The sequence below is a fragment of the Enterobacter sp. UCD-UG_FMILLET genome (assembly GCF_000762975.1).
Lineage (GTDB): Bacteria > Pseudomonadota > Gammaproteobacteria > Enterobacterales > Enterobacteriaceae > Enterobacter > Enterobacter dykesii.
This window is the reverse complement of the sequence record NZ_JRJC01000023.1, coordinates 26,635-46,338: the sequence shown is the minus strand read 5'-3', so window position 1 is coordinate 46,338 and position 19,704 is coordinate 26,635. Positions and strand designations below refer to the sequence as shown.

Below are 19,704 nucleotides of genomic sequence, written 5' to 3'. Positions count from 1 at the left end.
ACCGTTTTGCTTTTACCTGCCATTATCATCCAGCGCAAACGTCGGTAGCTTCAGATGCCAGCGTATCGCCGCTAAACGTATCACCAGCGTGACCACCATCCCCAGCATCGCGGCATTTTCCAGCGGGAGGGCAAAGGTGTAGTACGCGGTAGCGTGAACAATCCCGCCCACAATGCAGGCCGTTGCGTAAATTTCAGTACGCAGGATCATCGGCACTTCACGCGCCAGAATGTCGCGTATGATCCCACCGCCCACGCCGGTTAATACGCCCATGCAGATTGCCACCATCGGACCGGTACCGGCATTAAACGCCTTATTGACGCCAATACCAACAAACACGGCCAGACCGACGGCATCCAGTACCGGCAATATCCACTTGGGTAAGCGGCGAGGCTGGCGAACCAGTACAATGGTTAACAGGCAGTTGACCATCGCGACCACCAGATCGGTAGGATCTTTCACCCAAAACACCGGGCCATTCGCCAGCGCCATATCGCGGATAGTTCCGCCGCCAACGGCGGTCACGACGCCCAGCACCAGCACGCCAAACGGATCCATGCGTAGTTTTCCGGCGAGCAGAACGCCGGAGATAGCAAAAACGGCTGTGCCAAGAATATCCAGCCAATAAACGAGCATCGTTAAATCCTCGAAAAGGGTCTTATGTTAGTGACTCTCTGCCAGGGCGGCACAGAGCTGTTTTGCGGCGAGGATAATACGCGGGCTGGCGCGTTCAAACCAGTCGCTGTTGAGTGGGATCACCGGAATTTTTAGCTGCCTTTGCCAGAATTGTTCAATTTTAGGAATCTCGCTCGCATTTCCGACCACGACGATGGCCTGCGGCCGGCGCGCCAGGACCTGCTCGCGGCTCACCTGAGGCCACGGCACCCGGCTGGCGGCAAAGATGTTTTCACCGCCGCAGACTTCCAGCACCTGGTTCTGAATCGACCCTTTTCCGGTGGTGAACAGCGGCTGGCTGCCAAACTGCAGGAAGATGCGCTTTTTAACAGGGGTATCGTATCGGGATTTCAGCGCAGCATAGTCACTGAGCATTTGTTTCGCCGCGCTCTCGGCTTTTTTGGGGGTTGGGCTATAAGGGGCGAGAGAGCGTAGCGCCTGAGCGACTTGTTCAATGCTGACGGCATCAATCCACATCACTTTTATGCCAAGCGAGGTGAGCTGGTTGACCTGCCGCTCGGCGTTGCCGCCGCGCCAGGCCAGCACGAGATCCGGTTTAAGCGCCACGATGCGCTCAAGGTTCATCCCCTGCCAGGTTGCCACCTGTTCAATACCCGCGGCTTGCGGTGGGTAATCCGAATAGCTACTCACGCCAACGGGCGTGATCCCGGCGGCAAACGCCAGTTCCGTATTCGCGGGAGAGAGGGTAATCACGCGCGGTAACGCATAGAGCCACAGCGGTGCGAGAAGAAGCAGGGCGGCCAGCGCCCTGAAGGTATGTTTAGCCACGTGCCAGATTCTGCACCAGGCGCTCCACCATTACGGTGGACTGTTTTGCCGCAACGGTCAGGAACTCGTCGAAGCTGATGTGGGACTGCTGGTCTGCCACGTCAGAGATGGCGCGAACCACCACGAAGGGTACGCTGAAGTTATGGCAGACATGAGCGATCGCTGTCGCTTCCATCTCAACGGCAACCGCCTGAGGGAAGTTATGACGGATTTTCGCCAGCCCAACGGAGCCGTTGATGAAGGCATCACCGCTGACAATCAGACCGCGTACCGCGTTGAGGTTGAGCTCCGCAATGCAGGTCTCTGCCGCCGCAATCAGTTTGTCGTCAGCTTTAAAACCAGCAGGACAGCCCGGTAGCTGACCGTACTCGTAACCAAACGCGGTGACGTCGGCATCGTGGTAACGCGCTTCGTCGGAGACAACGATATCGCCCACTTTCAGCGTCGGCGCCAGGCCGCCCGCAGAGCCGGTATTCACGATCACGTCCGGCTTGCAGCGCTCAAGCAGCAGGGTTGCACCCAGCGCAGCAGCCACTTTACCGATGCCTGATTTCAGCAGAGCCACGTCAACACCGTTCAGCTGGCCGGTGTAGATCTCACAACCCCCCAGAGAGAGGGTCTGACGGTTCTCAATTTTGTCACGCAGCAGCGTAACTTCTTCTTCCATTGCACCAATAATGCCGATTTTCATAGATTTACTCGCGATGTGCCTTGTTAAGATGCATAGTCTATCATGCGGTTAAGGGGAAACGCATTCTCACGCGGGGGAGCACATGTCACTAATCGATTTTCGCACCAAAATTAACTGGCACCGACGTTTCCGTTCGCCGCAGGGCGACAAGAGCGAACATGAGATCCTGCGTATCTTCGAAAGCGATCGCGGGCGAATTATTAACTCGCCCGCCATCCGCCGTCTGCAGCAAAAAACTCAGGTGTTCCCGCTGGAGCGTAACGCCGCGGTGCGCACGCGCTTAACCCACTCCATGGAAGTGCAGCAGGTCGGGCGCTATATTGCCAAAGAGATTTTGAGCCGTCTCAAAGAGCAGCGTTTACTGGAAACCTATGGTCTGGACGAGCTGACGGGGCCCTTCGAGAGCATCGTTGAGATGGCCTGCCTGATGCACGACATCGGCAACCCGCCTTTCGGCCACTTTGGTGAGGCGGCTATCAATGACTGGTTTAAGCAGCGGCTTTTCCCTTCGGATGCGGTAAGCCAGCCCCTCAGCGATGACCGCTGCATCGTACGCGATTTACGCCTGCGTGAAGGTGAAGAGGGGCTGAACGATCTGCGCCGCAAGGTGCGCCAGGATTTATGTCATTTTGAGGGCAACGCGCAGGGGATCCGGCTGGTCCACTCCCTGATGCGTATGAACCTGACCTGGGCCCAGGTCGGCTGCATTCTGAAATACACGCGTCCCGCGTGGTGGATGGGGGATACGCCCGCGTCCCACAGTTATCTCATGAAAAAACCGGGCTATTACCTTTCTGAAGAGGCCTATATTGAGCGGTTACGTAAAGAACTTTCATTGACTGCAAATGGCCGCTTTCCATTGACCTGGATTATGGAAGCCGCCGATGATATTTCCTATTGCGTTGCCGATCTGGAAGATGCCGTGGAGAAAAGAATCTTCAGCGTCGAGGAGCTTTATCAGCATCTTTATACGGCCTGGGGCACCCATGAAAAAGGCTCGCTGTTTGCGCAGGTTGTCGAAAATGCCTGGGAAAAATCGCGCTCAAATACATTAAGCCGCAGTACGGAAGACCAGTTCTTTATGTATTTGCGGGTCAATACATTAAATAAACTGGTGCCGTATGCGGCGTCGCGTTTTATTGATAATTTGCCGCTTATTTTCAGCGGGGAATTCAACCACGCGCTGCTGGAAGATGACAGCAGTTTCAGCCAGCTCCTTGAGCTTTATAAACATGTGGCGATGCGGCATGTATTCAGCCATCCGGATGTTGAACAGCTAGAGCTGCAGGGCTATCGGGTAATCAGTGGGTTACTGGAAATTTATTCCCCGCTGCTCCAGCTGTCCGTCGACGAATTCAGCGAACTGGTGGAACACGAGCGCGTGCGCAGAATACCTATCGAATCGCGGCTTTATCAAAAACTCTCTACCCGGCATCGTCTGGCGTATGTCGAAGCGATTGGCAAGCTGGAACGCCACTCTCCCCAATGGCCGGTAATGGAATATTATTATCGCTGCCGTCTTATCCAGGACTATATCAGCGGCATGACGGATTTGTATGCCTGGGATGAATACCGCAAGCTGATGGCGGTGGAATAACGCCGGAGTTTTGTAAAGACGGCCAATAAATTTTTACCTTTTCCATAAACTTATCGCCGGAACTAAGCGGTATAAAATGAATCTGAGTTACACAGCAATTTTGCGTTACCTGTAAATCGAGATTGAGAAACATGAAAAAAACCACATTAGCAATGAGTGCACTGGCTCTGAGTTTAGGTTTAGCGCTGTCTCCTCTGACTGCTACTGCAGCCGAGACCGCGTCGTCGGCAGCAACCGCGCAGCAGATGCCAAGCCTGGCACCGATGCTCGAAAAAGTGATGCCATCGGTGGTGAGTATTAACGTTGAGGGCAGCACGACCGTCAATACGCCGCGTATGCCGCGTAACTTCCAGCAGTTCTTCGGCGACAACTCGCCGTTCTGCCAGGACGGTTCGCCATTCCAGAGCTCTCCGTTCTGTCAGGGCGGCGGTGCCGGGGATGACAGCCAGGGCGGTGGCCAGCAGCAGAAATTCATGGCGCTTGGCTCGGGGGTAATTATTGATGCGGCGAAAGGCTATGTCGTCACCAACAACCACGTTGTCGATAACGCGAACAGCATTAAGGTTCAGCTGAGCGATGGCCGTAAGTTTGACGCCAAAGTGGTCGGCAAAGACCCGCGTTCTGACATTGCGCTGATCCAGATTCAGGATCCGAAAAACCTGACGGCGATTAAAATTGCCGACTCCGACGCGCTGCGCGTGGGCGACTATACCGTGGCGATCGGTAACCCGTTCGGTCTGGGTGAAACCGTGACCTCGGGTATCGTCTCTGCGCTGGGCCGTAGCGGCCTCAATGCCGAGAACTATGAGAACTTCATCCAGACGGATGCGGCGATCAACCGCGGTAACTCCGGCGGTGCGCTGGTGAACCTGAACGGTGAGCTGATCGGTATCAACACCGCTATCCTGGCGCCAGACGGCGGCAACATCGGTATCGGTTTTGCTATCCCGAGTAACATGGTGAAAAACCTGACCGCGCAGATGGTGCAGTATGGCCAGGTGAAACGCGGCGAGCTGGGTATTCTCGGTACGGAGCTGAACTCCGAACTGGCTAAGGCGATGAAAGTTGACGCCCAGCGCGGGGCATTCGTCAGCCAGGTGATGCCGAATTCCTCTGCGGCGAAAGCGGGCATTAAAGCGGGGGATGTAATCACCTCCCTGAACGGTAAACCGATCAGCAGCTTTGCTGCCCTGCGTGCGGAAGTGGGCTCGATGCCGATTGGCAGTAAAGTCACCCTCGGCCTGCTGCGCGACGGTAAGCCGGTTAACGTGAGCCTGGAGCTGCAGCAGAGCAGCCAGAATCAGGTGGATTCCAGCACCATCTTCAGCGGGATTGAAGGTGCCGAGATGAGCAATAAAGGCGCAGACAAAGGCGTGGTGGTGAACAACGTGAAAGCGAATTCACCGGCAGCCCGTATCGGCCTGAAAAAAGGCGATGTGATCATGGGCGCTAACCAGCAGCCGGTGAAAAATATCGCTGAACTGCGCAAAATTCTCGACAGCAAGCCTTCCGTGCTGGCGCTGAATATCCAGCGTGGTGATACCTCTCTTTATCTTCTGATGCAGTAATTCTCTGAAGCCCCTGTTCGCAGGGGCTTTCTCGTTTCTGTGATTCTTGCCACAACTCCATACTTCTCCCTCTCTCTTTGTGCATTCGCACAATGCAGCCGTCGCTGAACTTCCCTATGCTTGAGCTCTGCTCACGGGAGGGTTACATGGCTGGCTGGCATCTTGATACCAAAATGGCGCAGGATATCGTGGCGCGCACTATGCGCATCATTGATACCAATATCAACGTAATGGATGCCCGCGGGCGCATTATTGGCAGCGGCGATCGCGAGCGTATTGGGGAATTGCACGAAGGCGCGCTGCTGGTGCTGTCTCAGGGGCGGGTCGTGGATATCGACGATGCGGTAGCGAAACACCTGCACGGCGTACGTCAGGGCATCAATTTACCGCTGCGCCTTGAAGGCGAAATTGTGGGGGTAATCGGCCTCACCGGCGAGCCTGAGTCACTGCGAAAATATGGTGAGCTGGTCTGTATGACGGCGGAGATGATGCTGGAGCAGTCGCGCCTGATGCACCTGCTTGCCCAGGACAGCCGCCTGCGTGAAGAGCTAGTGATGAACCTTATTCAGGCGGAAGAGCATACGCCTGCGCTCAGCGAATGGGCGCAGCGTCTGGGAATCGATCTCAACCAGCCGCGCGTGGTGGCGGTCATTGAGGTGGATAGCGGCCAGCTTGGCGTGGACAGCGCGATGGCCGAGCTGCAGCAGCTGCAAAATGCGCTGGCGACGCCGGAGCGCGATAACCTGGTGGCGATAGTCTCCCTGACGGAAATGGTGGTCCTCAAGCCGGCGCTCAATGCGTTCGGCCGCTGGGATGCCGACGATCATCGTCGTCGCGTGGAGCAGCTGATCTCCCGGATGGAGGAGAACGGCCAACTGCGTTTTCGCGTTGCGCTGGGCAACTACTTTACCGGGCCGGGCAGTATCGCCCGCTCCTGGCGTACCGCGCGCACCACCATGATGGTGGGCAAGCAGAGGATGCCGGAGAGCCGCAGCTATTTCTATCAGGATCTGATGCTGCCGGTGCTGCTCGACAGCCTGCGCGGGGGCTGGCAGGCCAATGAGCTGGCGCGGCCATTAGCGCGTCTGAAAGCCATGGACAACAACGGCCTGCTGCGCCGGACGCTGCAGGCGTGGTTCCGCCATAACGTGCAGCCGCTGGCGACCTCAAAGGCGCTGTTTATTCACCGCAATACGCTTGAGTATCGGTTAAACCGGATTTCGGAGCTGACGGGGCTGGATCTGGGAAACTTTGACGACAGGCTGCTGCTGTATGTGGCGCTGCAGCTGGACGAACAGAGATGACTGAGTGCGGTCTGGTGCCCTCACCCCATCCCTCTCCCACGGGGAGAGGGCGCAAACACTAAAAACGGCAATCAAGGATTGCCGTTTTGCTTTTATTTCCGCGTTAATTTCTCAAGATCCGCTTCAATCTCGCTGATCTTATTAGTTACAACGCTTTCAAGGTGACGCAGATCGTCAAGGATCTTACGCTTGAGATCGACTTCGGTGCGGTCGCGCTGGCAGATCTGATCGAGTTCATCGATCACATAGCGCAGGTTCGGGCTGATTTCCTGTACTTCTTTGTAGCCCTGTCCTACACCGTCAGCCACAACGGTCTTACGCTGGCGTGGATATTTAAACTTCACGCTTTTGGCGAAAAACTCTCCTTTGTCCTTGTGAAAATAGATTTTCAGAATATCGTTATTGGCTTCCTGACGGAGGCTGTAACGATCAATTTCATCAGGATTGGTAATGCCCAGACTTTTCAGATTATCGTACATAGCGGTACCCTTGATCTCAACATAACCTTTGAATAATTAACGAAAAAATCTAATTTCGCCACCCTCAGATATAAAAAAAGCGGGGTTGCCCCCGCTTTTTGTTATACCCGATTAATCGATGGTGCGCAGCAATTCGTTGATGCCCACTTTACCGCGCGTTTTCGCATCCACTTTCTTCACGATAACCGCACAGTACAGGCTGTATTTGCCATCTTTTGACGGCAGGTTGCCGGAAACCACCACGGAGCCCGCCGGAACGCGACCGTAGTGAACTTCGCCGGTTTCACGGTCGTAAATACGGGTGCTCTGACCGATGTAAACGCCCATGGAGATCACGGAGCCTTCTTCCACGATCACGCCTTCAACTACTTCAGAGCGCGCGCCGATGAAGCAGTTGTCTTCGATGATGGTCGGGTTAGCCTGCAGTGGCTCCAGAACACCACCGATGCCCACACCGCCGGACAGGTGAACGTTTTTACCGATCTGCGCGCATGAACCGACGGTCGCCCAGGTGTCAACCATGGTGCCTTCGTCAACGTAGGCACCGATGTTCACGTAGGATGGCATCAGCACGGTGTTGCGTGCGATGAATGCGCCCTGACGAACCGCCGCAGGCGGTACCACGCGGAAGCCTTCTTTCTGGAAACGCGCTTCGTCGTAGTCAGCGAATTTCATCGGCACTTTATCGAAGTAGCGGCTTTCTGCTCCGTCGATAACCTGGTTATCGTTGATACGGAAAGAGAGCAGCACGGCTTTCTTAAGCCATTGATGAGTGACCCACTGACCGTCGATTTTTTCTGCCACGCGCAGCGCGCCGGAATCCAGAAGGGAAATCACCTGGTTTACCGCTTCACGGGTCACGGTATCCACATTTGCCGGGGTAATCTCGGCGCGACGCTCAAAAGCGGACTCAATAACGTTCTGTAACTGCTGCATTGTTTACTCTTTCCATTTCACTAAAAAACATATCACCCTTTATCGTTTGGATTGAGGGCTGCTGTCAACCGTTGTTGCACTTCAAGCTGCAGGTCATTATTAAGGGCACGCCGGTCCGCTGTGGCGATTATAAATAAATCTTCTACTCGCTCGCCAATCGTTGTAATTCGGGCCCCATGGAGCGAAATTCCCAGATCGGCAAAAACCTGGCCGACGCGGGCAAGCAGCCCTGGCTGGTCGAGCGCGATCAGCTCCAGGAACGATTTACGGTCGGTGTGGGTCGGCAGGAAGTTGACCTCGGTATCGACGGTAAAGTGGCGCAATTTCGCCGGCTGGCGACGCGGCTGCGGGGGCTGCCAGCTGCGCTGGGTAATCGCCTGCTCCAGACCGAAGCGTATCCCTTCATGCCTGTCCGACGAGAGCGGGCTGCCGTCCGGCTCAAGCACGATAAAGGTGTCCATCGCCATGCCGTCGCGGGTGGTGAAAATCTGCGCGTCGTGAACGCTCAGGTTACGCCTGTCCAGCTCGGCGCAGACCGCAGCAAACAGATAAGGTCGGTCCGGGCTCCAGATGAAAATCTCCGTCCCGCCGCGGGTGGCCTGCGGGCTCAGCAGGATCATCGGCTGGGATAGATCGTGCTTGAGCAGATGCCGCGCGTGCCACGCAAGCTGGTTTGGGCTATGGCGGACAAAATAGTTGGCGCGGCAGCGGGCCCAAATCTGATGCAGTGCCTCTTCATCAATGTTATCCATCCGCAGCAGCGCCAGCGCCTGAAGCTGGTGATGGCGCACGCGCTCGCGCATGTCCGGGGTATTTTGCATCCCGCGACGCAGCTGTTTTTCGGTGGCGAAGTACAGCTCGCGCAGCAGGCTCTGCTTCCAGCTGTTCCACAGGGTCTCGTTGGTGGCGCAGATATCGGCCACCGTCAGGCAGACCAGATAGCGCAGACGGTTTTCCGTCTGAACCTCTTCCGCGAACTGCTTGATCACTTCCGGATCCTGAATGTCACGACGCTGCGCGGTAACCGACATCAGCAGGTGATGGCGCACCAGCCAGGCCACCAGCTGCGTTTCACGCGAGTTCAGGCCGTGCAGTTCGGCAAATTTCAGCACGTCCTGTGCGCCCAGCACCGAATGGTCACCGCCGCGACCTTTGGCGATATCGTGGAACAGGGCGGCAATCAGGATCAGTTCCGGATGGGTCAGGCGCGGCCACAGCTCCACGCACAGCGGATGGCGGGAGCGCGTCTCTTCTTTCGCAAAGCTTTCCAGCTTGAGCATCACGCGGATCGTGTGTTCATCCACCGTGTAGGCGTGGAACAGATCGAACTGCATTTGCCCGACAATGTGCGACCACTGCGGCATATAGGCCCACAGCACGCTGTGGCGGTGCATCGGCAGCAGGCCGCGGCTGACGGCGCCCGGGTGACGGAGCATGCTCAGGAACAGCGAACGCGCTTCCGGGATATAGCACAGCGGCTGCGTCAGATGACGGCGCGCATGGCGCAGATGGCGCAGGGTGGTGGAGTAGATGCCTGTGATGGTGCTGTTGCGCACCATGGTATAGAACATCCGCAGAATCGCTTCCGGCTCGCGGATGAACAGCGTTTCGTCGCGCAGGTCGATAAGCGTGCCGCGCAGCTGGAATTCGTCATCAATCGGGCGCGGTTTTTCGTCCGCCGTCAGGGCCAGAATGGCCTCGTCGAACAGCTGCAACAGCATCTGGTTCAGCTCGGTCACCCGGCGTGTGACGCGGAAGAAATCCTTCATCATGTGCTCAACCGGCTCGTTGCCTTCGCCCTGATAATTCAGACGCTGAGCCACGCTGAGCTGGCGGTCAAACAGCAGGCGGTTATCGTAGCGGGTGACTTCAAGATGCAGGGCAAACCGGATGCGCCACAGCAGGTGCAGGCACTCGTTTAGCTCGTTACGCTCGGCCTCGGTTAAAAAGCCGAAGCCGACCATCTCGTCCATCGAGGTGGCACCAAAATGGCGGCGGGCGACCCACTGCAGGGTGTGGATGTCGCGCAGGCCGCCGGGGCTGCTTTTAATATCGGGTTCAAGATTATAGCTGGTGCCGTGGTAGCGCTGGTGGCGCTGATTTTGCTCCTCGACCTTCGCGGCGAAGAACTTTTCTGACGGCCAGAAGCCGTCGCTGAAGATGTGCTTTTGCAGCTCCAGGAACAGGGCGACGTCGCCGATCAGCAGGCGCGTTTCAATCAGGTTGGTGGCGACGGTCAGGTCCGATAACCCTTCCAGCAGACACTCTTCTAGGGTACGCACGCTGTGGCCGACTTCCAGCTTTACGTCCCAGAGCAGCGTCAGCAGTTCGCCAATTTTTTGCGCCTGTTCGTCCGGCAGCTTTTTGCGGCTTAGGATCAGGAGATCGATATCGGAAAGTGGATGCAGCTCACCGCGGCCATAGCCCCCGACGGCAACCAGCGCAACGTCGCTGATTTGCCCAAACCCGTAATCGATCCACAGGCGCTGCAGGAGCTGGTCGATAAATTCGGTGCGCGCTTCAATGAGCTGCTCGGCCGACACGCCTGCGTCGAACGCGCTGCCCAGCCAGCGATGGAAAACATCCATATGGGCTTTAATATGTGCGCAGGTCAGCTCGTGCGACGGCCAGACGCCCGGGTTATCGGGCTGGTCGGGGAGGGTGGGAAGTGCTGTGTTAGCATACTGTTCGGGTAAAAGATTACTCATCGTGCGCCACCCATAAGAAAAAGCTATAGCCATTAAAAAAGCCGGCATTTGCCGGCTTTTTTATCATTCATCGTGCGTCAGTATCGCCGGGATGGTGTCATCCTTGCGCAACGTCATAATTTCGCAGCCGTTGTCTGTTACCACAATAGTATGCTCGTACTGCGCAGACAAGCTTCTGTCTTTGGTTTTCACCGTCCAGCCGTCTTTCATGGTACGGATGCGATAGTCACCCGCGTTGACCATCGGCTCAATGGTAAAGGTCATGCCTTTTTGCAGCACCACGCCGCCGTCATCTGCATCATAGTGCAGGACCTGCGGCTCTTCATGGAAGACGCGACCAATGCCGTGACCGCAGTACTCGCGCACCACGGAGAAACCTTCTGCTTCGACAAACTTCTGGATTGCCGCACCGATGGTGCGCAGGCGAATACCCGGCTTCACCATTTTCAGCGCCAGGTAGAGGCTCTCTTGCGTCACTTTGCACAGACGCTCTCCAAGAATAGTCGGCTTGCCAACGATGAACATTTTTGAGGTGTCACCGTGGTACTCGTCTTTAATGACGGTCACGTCGATGTTGACGATGTCGCCATCTTTCAGCAGTTTTTCATCGTCCGGGATGCCGTGGCACACCACTTCATTAATAGAGATGCAGACGGATTTCGGGAAACCGTGGTAGCCGAGGCAGGCGGAAACCGCGTGCTGCTCGTTCACGATATAGTCGTTACAGATACGGTCCAGTTCACCGGTGCTGACGCCCGGCTTCACGAACGGCTCGATCATTTCCAGCACTTCCGCGGCCAGACGACCGGCGACGCGCATCTTTTCAATTTCTTCAGGTGTCTTAATAGAGATAGCCATGTAATCTGTCCATCGGTGTCGATTTTTTCGACAATACTAGTCTAAGTGTCGTCAATGGTATCAGTCAGGCACGCTCCGTGCCAAATTGAGAATCATTAACAGCACACTCCGCCAACAACAGTTGGTTTCTGGTCGTGTTTTGTGGTATAAAGCGCGCCGGACTTCCGATCCATCTCAGATACACAGGCTGGACGGGAGCGACAAATCTCACTTTGTGTAACAACACACACGTATCGGCACATATTCCGGGGTGCCCTTCGGGGTCGGTAATATGGGATACGTGGAGGCATAACCCCAACTTTCAATATAGAGGTTTTAAACATGGCAACTGTTTCCATGCGCGACATGCTCAAGGCTGGTGTTCACTTTGGTCACCAGACCCGTTACTGGAACCCGAAAATGAAGCCTTTCATCTTCGGCGCACGTAACAAAGTTCACATCATCAACCTTGAGAAAACTGTACCAATGTTCAACGAAGCCCTGGCTGAGCTGAACAAGATCTCTTCCCGTAAAGGTAAGATTCTGTTCGTTGGTACTAAGCGCGCTGCAAGCGAAGCTGTGAAAGATGCTGCTAACAGCTGCGACCAGTTCTTCGTGAACCATCGCTGGTTGGGCGGCATGCTGACCAACTGGAAAACTGTTCGTCAGTCCATCAAACGCCTGAAAGATCTGGAAACCCAGTCTCAGGACGGTACTTTCGACAAGCTGACTAAGAAAGAAGCGCTGATGCGCACTCGTGAACTGGACAAGCTGGAAAACAGCCTGGGCGGTATCAAAGATATGGGCGGCCTGCCAGACGCGCTGTTCGTAATCGATGCAGACCACGAGCACATCGCAATCAAAGAAGCTAACAACCTGGGTATCCCGGTATTCGCTATCGTTGATACCAACTCCGATCCGGACGGTGTTGACTTCGTTATCCCGGGTAACGACGACGCAATCCGTGCTGTTAGCCTGTACCTGAGCGCTGTAGCTGCTACCGTTCGTGAAGGCCGTTCCCAGGATCTGGCTTCTCAGGCGGAAGAAAGCTTTGTAGAAGCTGAATAATAAGGTTTTACCCCTTATTAGTACCGTGTATGAATAGGGGCCCATTACCGGCCCCTTTTTTCAATTTACACTGTTTGGCCCCCGGCCGGGCAGTTCACATCTCCCGAGGATTTAAGAATGGCTGAAATTACCGCATCCCTGGTAAAAGAGCTGCGCGAGCGTACTGGCGCAGGCATGATGGATTGCAAAAAAGCGCTGACTGAAGCGAACGGCGACATCGAGCTGGCAATCGAAAACATGCGTAAATCCGGTGCGATCAAAGCAGCTAAAAAAGCAGGCAACGTTGCTGCTGACGGCGTGATCATCACTAAGATCGACGGCAACTACGGCATCATTCTGGAAGTTAACTGCCAGACTGACTTCGTTGCTAAAGATGGTGGTTTCCAGGCATTTGCTAACAAAGTTCTGGACGCAGCTGTTGCTGGTAAAATCACTGACGTTGAAGTTCTGAAAGCACAGTTCGAAGAAGAACGTGTTGCGCTGGTTGCTAAAATCGGTGAGAACATCAACATCCGTCGCGTATCTTCTCTGGAAGGCGACGTTCTGGGCTCTTACCAGCACGGTGCACGTATCGGTGTTCTGGTTGCGGCTAAAGGTGCAGACGAAGAGCTGGTTAAACAGCTGGCTATGCACATCGCTGCAAGCAAACCAGAATTCGTTAAGCCAGAAGACGTGTCTGCTGAAGTGGTAGAGAAAGAGTACCAGGTTCAGCTGGACATCGCGATGCAGTCTGGTAAGCCAAAAGAAATCGCAGAGAAAATGGTTGAAGGCCGCATGAAGAAATTCACCGGCGAGGTTTCTCTGACTGGCCAGCCATTCGTAATGGACCCAAGCAAGTCTGTTGCTCAGCTGCTGAAAGAGCACAACGCTGACGTAACTGGCTTCATCCGCTTCGAAGTGGGCGAAGGCATCGAGAAAGTTGAGACTGACTTCGCAGCAGAAGTTGCTGCAATGTCCAAGCAGTCTTAATGATTGAAAAGGAGCCGCCTGAGGGCGGCTTCTTTTTGTCACCCGTCACAGGAAATCAGACAGGCTCCAGTATCGCTGTGCTGATTTGCGGCATATCATGTCGCCAGAATTAACCCCATCTTAATCGTTGACAGTCTCAGGAAAGAAACATGGCTACCAATGCAAAACCCGTGTACAAACGCATTCTGCTTAAGCTGAGTGGCGAAGCGCTGCAGGGATCGGAAGGCTTCGGTATTGACGCAAGCATCCTTGATCGCATGGCACAGGAAATCAAAGAACTGGTCGAACTGGGCATCCAGGTTGGCGTGGTCATTGGCGGTGGCAACCTTTTCCGTGGTGCTGGTCTGGCGAAAGCGGGGATGAACCGCGTTGTGGGCGACCACATGGGTATGCTGGCAACCGTGATGAATGGCCTGGCAATGCGTGACGCGCTGCATCGCGCTTATGTGAACGCCCGCCTGATGTCCGCGATTCCCCTGAATGGCGTATGCGATAATTACAGCTGGGCGGAAGCCATCAGCCTGCTGCGCAACAACCGCGTGGTGATCCTCTCCGCCGGTACGGGTAACCCGTTCTTTACCACTGATTCCGCTGCCTGCCTGCGCGGTATCGAGATCGAAGCCGATGTGGTGCTCAAAGCGACCAAAGTAGACGGCGTGTTTACTGCCGACCCGGCAAAAGATCCTTCTGCCACCATGTACGATCAGCTGAGCTACAGCGAAGTGCTGGATAAAGAGCTGAAAGTGATGGATCTTGCCGCCTTCACGCTGGCTCGCGACCACAAACTGCCGATCCGTGTCTTCAACATGAACAAACCTGGCGCACTGCGTCGCGTGGTCATGGGCGAAAAAGAAGGCACTTTGATCACGGAATAATTTCCGTTAACGATAAATACAGGTAAGATTCCGCTTTATTTTGTAGTGGTATCTTACCCGGGCGCGCCTTTGGCGTTGTCATGAATTAAACGCGACTATACTTAGCACACCTGTAGCGCTGTGCTGGCGGATAGTCTGCCTGAGACAAGTTTTCAAGGATTCGTAACGTGATTAACGACATCAGAAAAGATGCTGAAGTACGCATGGACAAATGCGTAGAAGCGTTCAAAAACCAAATCAGCAAAATCCGTACTGGCCGTGCGTCCCCGAGCCTGCTGGATGGCATCATTGTAGAATACTACGGTACGCCAACGCCTCTGCGTCAGCTGGCGAGCGTGACGGTAGAAGATACCCGTACGCTGAAAATCAACGTGTTCGACCGCTCTATGAGCCCGGCCGTTGAGAAAGCGATTATGGCCTCTGACCTCGGACTGAACCCAAGCTCTGCGGGTGCTGACATCCGCGTTCCACTGCCTCCGCTGACGGAAGAACGTCGTAAAGATCTGATCAAAGTGGTACGTGGCGAAGCTGAGCAGGGTCGTGTATCCGTGCGTAACGTACGTCGCGACGCGAACGATAAAGTGAAAGCGCTGCTGAAAGAAAAAGAGATCAGCGAAGATGACGATCGTCGTTCTCAGGACGACATTCAGAAAATGACCGACGCGGCCATCAAGAAAATTGATGCGGCGCTGGCAGAAAAAGAAGCGGAACTGATGCAGTTCTGATTTCTGTCGTACACTGATAAACGCCGTTCAGAAGGACTTCGGGTCTTGCTGGCGGCGTTTTGCTTTTATCTGGTCTAACTTTTTTCGGGCATCTCATGAAGCATTTAACACTCCTCGGCTCAACTGGCTCTATCGGTTGCAGCACTCTCGACGTCGTTCGCCATAATCCTGAACTTTACACCGTGACAGCGCTGGTGGCCGGTAAGAATGTGCAGCGAATGGTCGAGCAGTGCCTGGAGTTTGCGCCCCGCTATGCGGTGATGGATGACGAAGAGAGCGCGCGTCTGCTGAAAGCACAGCTGCGTGAAAAGGGCAGTCGAACCGAGGTGCTGAGCGGCCAGCAGGCGGCCTGCGAGATGGCGGCGCTGGATGAGGTGGATCAGGTCATGGCGGCCATTGTCGGCGCGGCAGGGCTGCTGCCGACGCTTGCTGCGATTGATGCCGGTAAGGATGTTCTGCTCGCTAATAAAGAGTCGCTGGTCACCTGCGGACGCCTGTTCATGGAGGCGGTGAAGCAGCGTGGGGCGCGTCTTTTGCCGGTCGACAGCGAACACAACGCGATTTTTCAGAGTTTACCGCAACCTTTTCAACAGAACCTGGGGTACGCTGACCTGGAGCAGAATGGCGTAGTGTCTATCCTGCTTACCGGGTCTGGTGGCCCATTCCGTGAAACGCCACTGTCTGAACTGCGTGCAATGACACCCGATCAGGCGTGCCGTCATCCGAACTGGTCGATGGGGCGTAAAATCTCCGTTGATTCTGCCACCATGATGAACAAAGGTCTGGAATACATTGAAGCGCGCTGGCTGTTTAATGCGTCAGCGAAACAGATGGAAGTACTGATTCACCCGCAATCGGTGATTCACTCGATGGTGCGTTACCAGGATGGCAGCGTGCTGGCACAGCTGGGCGAGCCGGACATGCGTACGCCAATTGCCCATTCAATGGCGTGGCCAAATCGAGTGAAATCCGGCGTGAAGCCGCTTGATTTCTGCAAGCTAAGTTCCCTGACGTTCAGTGAACCAGACTATGACCGCTATCCTTGTCTGAAGCTTGCGATGAATGCCTTTGACCACGGGCAGGCGGCGACGACGGCACTTAATGCAGCCAATGAAATTACCGTTGAGGCATTTCTGAATCAGCAAATTCGTTTCACCGATATCGCATCGCTTAATTTATCGGTACTGGACATGATGGATTTGCGCGAACCACAAAGCGTGGAAGAGGTGCTGGCGGTGGATGCAGCTGCGCGTAATATTGCACGCCAACAGGTGACACGTCTCGCAAGCTGGTGATAAAGCAAGCACTAGTCGTCGTGCTATTTGTTAGCGTTGGGCTTCAGTGATATAGTCTGCGCCACCTGATCGCAGGTATTTGACTTAATGTGGTCAGGTGAGCCGTGGTTTGACACGGCTTTTTTATGTATAGGCTTCAGTATTCCTGAGTACCGTTAAATCCTTTTCAGGGACAAAAAACGCGTTATGTTGTCTGCGAATCAACCAATAAGCGAAAATTTGCCAGCTCATGGCTGCCGTCATGTAGCAATCATTATGGATGGCAATGGCCGCTGGGCGAAAAGACAAGGGAAGATACGAGCCTTTGGGCATAAAGCGGGGGCGAAATCCGTTCGCCGCGCCGTTTCTTTTGCCGCCAACAACGGCATTGATGCGTTAACGCTCTATGCTTTTAGCAGTGAAAACTGGAATCGTCCTCTGCAGGAAGTGACTGCGTTGATGGAATTGTTTGTGTGGGCGCTAGACAGCGAAGTAAAAAGCCTGCACCGCCACAACGTCCGCCTGCGTATCATTGGCGATACCAGTCGTTTTAACTCACGTTTGCAGGAACGGATTCGTAAAGCAGAAGCGCTGACGGAGAATAATACCGGTCTGACGCTGAATATTGCGGCGAATTACGGCGGACGCTGGGATATTATCCAGGGCGTTCGGCATCTGGCCGAACAGGTTCAGGAAGGGCTGTTGAGACCCGACCAAATTGATGAAGAGGCGCTGAGCAAGCAAATCTGCATGAATGAACAGGCACCTGTGGATTTGGTAATTAGGACAGGGGGGGAGCATCGCATAAGTAACTTTTTGATATGGCAAATTGCCTATGCCGAACTTTACTTTACGGATGTTCTTTGGCCCGATTTTGATGAACAAGACTTTGAAGGTGCGCTGCATGCCTTTGCCAATCGAGAGCGTCGTTTCGGCGGCACCGAGCCTGGTGGCGACAACGCCTGATGGGGGTAGCTTTTGCTGAAGTATCGCCTGATTTCCGCTTTTGTATTAATACCCATTGTCATTGCGGCGCTGTTTTTACTGCCCCCGGTGGGATTCGCTATTGTCACGCTGGTGGTGTGCATGCTGGCCGCGTGGGAATGGGGACAGTTTAGCGGCTTTACCTCGCGCACTCAGCGAGTATGGCTTGCGGTACTTTGTGGCTTTATCCTGGCCATAATGCTGTTTACGTTGCCTGAATATCACCATGATATTCACCAGCCCCTGGTTGCCGGTTCCTTGTGGATATCGTTGGCCTGGTGGGTTGCTGCGCTGCTGCTGGTTCTTTTTTATCCGGGGTCCGCGGCATTATGGCGTAATTCAAAAGTGCTGCGACTGATTTTTGGCTTGCTCACCATTATTCCTTTTTTCTGGGGTATGGTTGCGCTGCGGGCCTGGCACTACGACGAAAACCACTACAGCGGTGCGATCTGGCTGCTTTATGTGATGATTCTGGTCTGGGGGGCTGACTCCGGGGCCTATATGTTTGGTAAACTGTTTGGCAAACATAAGCTGGCACCGAAGGTTTCTCCGGGCAAAACCTGGCAAGGATTCATCGGCGGCCTGTTTACGGCAGCGATCATCTCCTGGGGCTACGGCGTCTGGGCGAATCTTGAAGTGGCACCGTCAATACTGCTGGTGTGCTCGATTTTTGCTGCGCTTGCCTCCGTGCTCGGTGATTTAACCGAAAGTATGTTTAAGCGTGAAGCAGGGATTAAGGACAGCGGACACCTGATTCCAGGGCATGGCGGTATACTGGATCGCATTGATAGCCTGACAGCGGCTGTTCCAGTGTTTGCGTGTTTGCTTTTACTGGTATTCGGGACGATTTAACGGAAGGTTTTATGCTGAGCATTCTCTGGAATCTGGCGGCGTTCATTGTTGCACTGGGTGTACTGATTACCGTGCATGAATTTGGCCATTTCTGGGTTGCTCGCCGCTGTGGCGTGCGCGTAGAGCGATTTTCCATCGGGTTTGGGAAATCACTCTGGACGCGCACCGACCGCCACGGCACGGAATTTGTCATCGCCCTTATCCCGCTGGGCGGCTACGTCAAAATGCTCGACGAACGCGTCGAGCCTGTCGCTCCTGAGCTGCGACACAGCGCATTCAACAATAAAACCGTTGGACAACGCGCTGCCATCATCGCTGCCGGACCGGTAGCCAACTTCATCTTTGCGATTTTTGCTTACTGGCTAGTGTTTATCATCGGCGTCCCTGGCGTACGTCCTGTGGTAGGTGAAATTGCCCCCAACTCCATCGCGGCGAGTGCGCAAATTACATCCGGGATGGAACTTAAAGCGATTGATGGCATCGAAACCCCTGATTGGGATGCCGTGCGACTGCAGTTGGTAGCCAAAATTGGCGATCCGCAGACCACCATCAGCGTATCGCCGTTTGGTTCAGATACGCGTCAGGACAAAGTACTTGATTTACGTCACTGGCGTTTCGAGCCAGACAAAGAGGATCCCGTCGCTGCGCTGGGCATTCGTCCACGCGGCGCGCAGATCGAGCCGGTATTAGCCGAAGTACAGGCAAATTCGGCGGCGAGCAAAGCAGGTTTGCAAGCGGGCGACAGGATCGTTAAAGTCGATGGTCAGCCATTAACAGAGTGGATGACCTTTGTTACTCTGGTGCGCGATAATCCGGGAACGTCTCTCGCGCTGGAAGTTGAAAGGCAGGGCAGTCCGCTTTCGCTGACGCTGATCCCGGATTCGAAGTCGGTCGGCAAAAAGGCAGAAGGGTTTGCAGGCGTTGTGCCAAAAGTGATCCGGCTGCCAGATGAGTACAAGACAATACGCCAGTATGGGCCGTTCAGCGCCATCCTTGAAGCCACGGATAAAACATGGCAACTGATGAAGCTGACGGTCAACATGTTGGGGAAATTGATAACCGGTGATGTGAAACTGAACAACCTCAGTGGGCCAATTTCGATTGCTCAGGGGGCTGGGATGTCAGCGGAATTCGGGGTGATTTACTATCTCATGTTCCTCGCGCTCATTAGCGTGAACCTTGGGATAATCAACCTGTTCCCGCTTCCCGTTTTAGACGGGGGTCATCTGCTGTTTTTAGCGATTGAAAAGCTAAAAGGCGGACCGGTATCCGAGCGAGTTCAAGACTTTAGTTATCGCATTGGCTCGATTTTGCTGGTGCTGTTAATGGGGCTTGCACTTTTCAATGATTTCTCTCGGTTGTAAGAGAGTGTT

Annotated in this window: 18 protein-coding genes; 11 read left to right on the top strand and 7 right to left on the bottom strand. The window is 54.6% G+C overall.

The annotated features are described in order from the left end of the window. Positions 1-12: 12 nt before the first annotated feature. Genes LA04_RS10515 through mtnN form a run of 3 tightly spaced genes read right to left on the bottom strand, consistent with a single transcriptional unit; the run spans position 13 to position 2,155 of the window. Positions 13-636, bottom strand: coding sequence for a TRIC cation channel family protein (locus tag LA04_RS10515; protein ID WP_047651480.1), 624 nt, complete (start codon positions 634-636; stop codon positions 13-15). A gap of 27 nt (positions 637-663) precedes the next feature. After that, positions 664-1,464: a vitamin B12 ABC transporter substrate-binding protein BtuF gene (gene btuF / locus LA04_RS10510; RefSeq protein ID WP_047651479.1), complete on the bottom strand. Its 801-nt coding sequence runs from the start codon at positions 1,462-1,464 to the stop codon at positions 664-666. After that, positions 1,457-2,155: a 5'-methylthioadenosine/S-adenosylhomocysteine nucleosidase gene (gene mtnN, locus LA04_RS10505; protein ID WP_014882620.1), complete on the bottom strand. Its 699-nt coding sequence runs from the start codon at positions 2,153-2,155 to the stop codon at positions 1,457-1,459. Before mtnN ends, btuF begins: the two co-directional genes overlap by 8 nt. A gap of 82 nt (positions 2,156-2,237) precedes the next feature. Here mtnN and dgt point away from each other — a divergent pair, with 82 nt between their 5' ends. From dgt to cdaR, 3 genes are all read left to right on the top strand, one after another. Then, on the top strand, positions 2,238-3,752 hold the full coding sequence (gene dgt / locus LA04_RS10500; protein WP_047651478.1) for a dGTPase: 1,515 nt from the start codon (positions 2,238-2,240) through the stop codon (positions 3,750-3,752). Positions 3,753-3,883: 131 nt separating this feature from the next. Further along, a complete protein-coding gene (degP, locus tag LA04_RS10495; protein WP_024907518.1) occupies positions 3,884-5,320 on the top strand; it encodes a serine endoprotease DegP in 1,437 nt (478 codons plus the stop codon). 146 nt (positions 5,321-5,466) lie between these two features. Further along, positions 5,467-6,624 carry a DNA-binding transcriptional regulator CdaR gene (gene cdaR, locus LA04_RS10490; RefSeq protein ID WP_023310452.1) on the top strand — a complete coding sequence of 386 codons (1,158 nt, stop codon included), beginning with the start codon at positions 5,467-5,469 and terminating at the stop codon, positions 6,622-6,624. 92 nt (positions 6,625-6,716) lie between these two features. Here the strand turns inward: cdaR and LA04_RS10485 are convergent, their stop codons facing one another. The 4 genes from LA04_RS10485 to map form a co-directional block, all read right to left on the bottom strand. Further along, positions 6,717-7,103, bottom strand: coding sequence for a DUF3461 family protein (locus LA04_RS10485; protein WP_014168696.1), 387 nt, complete (start codon positions 7,101-7,103; stop codon positions 6,717-6,719). Positions 7,104-7,214: 111 nt separating this feature from the next. Next, positions 7,215-8,039, bottom strand: a complete 825-nt coding sequence (gene dapD / locus LA04_RS10480) for a 2,3,4,5-tetrahydropyridine-2,6-dicarboxylate N-succinyltransferase (protein ID WP_008501915.1) — start codon at positions 8,037-8,039, stop codon at positions 7,215-7,217. A gap of 32 nt (positions 8,040-8,071) precedes the next feature. Continuing rightward, entirely contained in the window at positions 8,072-10,747 is a 2,676-nt protein-coding gene (gene glnD, locus LA04_RS10475; RefSeq protein ID WP_029741204.1) for a bifunctional uridylyltransferase/uridylyl-removing protein GlnD, read from the bottom strand. A gap of 63 nt (positions 10,748-10,810) precedes the next feature. Then, positions 10,811-11,605, bottom strand: a complete 795-nt coding sequence (gene map, locus LA04_RS10470; protein ID WP_023310454.1) for a type I methionyl aminopeptidase — start codon at positions 11,603-11,605, stop codon at positions 10,811-10,813. A gap of 321 nt (positions 11,606-11,926) precedes the next feature. On the opposite strand from map, the gene rpsB reads away from it, so the two are divergent. The 8 genes from rpsB to rseP all read left to right on the top strand — a co-directional run bounded on the left by rpsB (position 11,927) and on the right by rseP (position 19,695). After that, complete coding sequence (gene rpsB, locus LA04_RS10465; protein WP_003856207.1) at positions 11,927-12,652, top strand: 30S ribosomal protein S2; 726 nt, start codon at positions 11,927-11,929, stop codon at positions 12,650-12,652. A gap of 117 nt (positions 12,653-12,769) precedes the next feature. Continuing rightward, positions 12,770-13,621: a translation elongation factor Ts gene (gene tsf, locus LA04_RS10460; protein ID WP_014882627.1), complete on the top strand. Its 852-nt coding sequence runs from the start codon at positions 12,770-12,772 to the stop codon at positions 13,619-13,621. Between the two features lie 149 nt (positions 13,622-13,770). Continuing rightward, positions 13,771-14,496 (top strand): UMP kinase, encoded by a 726-nt coding sequence (gene pyrH / locus LA04_RS10455; RefSeq protein WP_008501910.1) that lies wholly within the window; start codon positions 13,771-13,773, stop codon positions 14,494-14,496. Positions 14,497-14,663: 167 nt separating this feature from the next. Then, positions 14,664-15,221, top strand: coding sequence for a ribosome recycling factor (gene frr / locus LA04_RS10450; RefSeq protein WP_003856180.1), 558 nt, complete (start codon positions 14,664-14,666; stop codon positions 15,219-15,221). Between the two features lie 95 nt (positions 15,222-15,316). Then, positions 15,317-16,516 (top strand): 1-deoxy-D-xylulose-5-phosphate reductoisomerase, encoded by a 1,200-nt coding sequence (gene ispC / locus LA04_RS10445; protein ID WP_047651477.1) that lies wholly within the window; start codon positions 15,317-15,319, stop codon positions 16,514-16,516. Positions 16,517-16,702: 186 nt separating this feature from the next. Further along, positions 16,703-17,461 carry a (2E,6E)-farnesyl-diphosphate-specific ditrans,polycis-undecaprenyl-diphosphate synthase gene (ispU, locus tag LA04_RS10440; protein WP_047651476.1) on the top strand — a complete coding sequence of 253 codons (759 nt, stop codon included), beginning with the start codon at positions 16,703-16,705 and terminating at the stop codon, positions 17,459-17,461. Between the two features lie 12 nt (positions 17,462-17,473). After that, positions 17,474-18,331, top strand: a complete 858-nt coding sequence (cdsA, locus tag LA04_RS10435; RefSeq protein ID WP_023310457.1) for a phosphatidate cytidylyltransferase — start codon at positions 17,474-17,476, stop codon at positions 18,329-18,331. Between the two features lie 11 nt (positions 18,332-18,342). Further along, positions 18,343-19,695 (top strand): sigma E protease regulator RseP, encoded by a 1,353-nt coding sequence (gene rseP / locus LA04_RS10430; RefSeq protein ID WP_047651475.1) that lies wholly within the window; start codon positions 18,343-18,345, stop codon positions 19,693-19,695. Positions 19,696-19,704 lie beyond the last annotated feature (9 nt).

Excerpts from the sequence above, each read along its gene's own strand:
- dapD (WP_008501915.1), bottom strand. The coding sequence starts at position 8,039 with ATGCAGCAGTTACAGAACGTTATTGAGTCCGCTTTTGAGCGTCGCGCC.
- glnD (WP_029741204.1), bottom strand. The coding sequence starts at position 10,747 with ATGAGTAATCTTTTACCCGAACAGTATGCTAACACAGCACTTCCCACC.
- pyrH (WP_008501910.1), top strand. The coding sequence starts at position 13,771 with ATGGCTACCAATGCAAAACCCGTGTACAAACGCATTCTGCTTAAGCTG.
- ispC (WP_047651477.1), top strand. The coding sequence starts at position 15,317 with ATGAAGCATTTAACACTCCTCGGCTCAACTGGCTCTATCGGTTGCAGC.
- map (WP_023310454.1), bottom strand. The coding sequence starts at position 11,605 with ATGGCTATCTCTATTAAGACACCTGAAGAAATTGAAAAGATGCGCGTC.
- LA04_RS10485 (WP_014168696.1), bottom strand. The coding sequence starts at position 7,103 with ATGTACGATAATCTGAAAAGTCTGGGCATTACCAATCCTGATGAAATT.
- cdaR (WP_023310452.1), top strand. The coding sequence starts at position 5,467 with ATGGCTGGCTGGCATCTTGATACCAAAATGGCGCAGGATATCGTGGCG.
- tsf (WP_014882627.1), top strand. The coding sequence starts at position 12,770 with ATGGCTGAAATTACCGCATCCCTGGTAAAAGAGCTGCGCGAGCGTACT.
- mtnN (WP_014882620.1), bottom strand. The coding sequence starts at position 2,155 with ATGAAAATCGGCATTATTGGTGCAATGGAAGAAGAAGTTACGCTGCTG.
- LA04_RS10515 (WP_047651480.1), bottom strand. The coding sequence starts at position 636 with ATGCTCGTTTATTGGCTGGATATTCTTGGCACAGCCGTTTTTGCTATC.
- rseP (WP_047651475.1), top strand. The coding sequence starts at position 18,343 with ATGCTGAGCATTCTCTGGAATCTGGCGGCGTTCATTGTTGCACTGGGT.
- ispU (WP_047651476.1), top strand. The coding sequence starts at position 16,703 with ATGTTGTCTGCGAATCAACCAATAAGCGAAAATTTGCCAGCTCATGGC.
- rpsB (WP_003856207.1), top strand. The coding sequence starts at position 11,927 with ATGGCAACTGTTTCCATGCGCGACATGCTCAAGGCTGGTGTTCACTTT.
- degP (WP_024907518.1), top strand. The coding sequence starts at position 3,884 with ATGAAAAAAACCACATTAGCAATGAGTGCACTGGCTCTGAGTTTAGGT.
- dgt (WP_047651478.1), top strand. The coding sequence starts at position 2,238 with ATGTCACTAATCGATTTTCGCACCAAAATTAACTGGCACCGACGTTTC.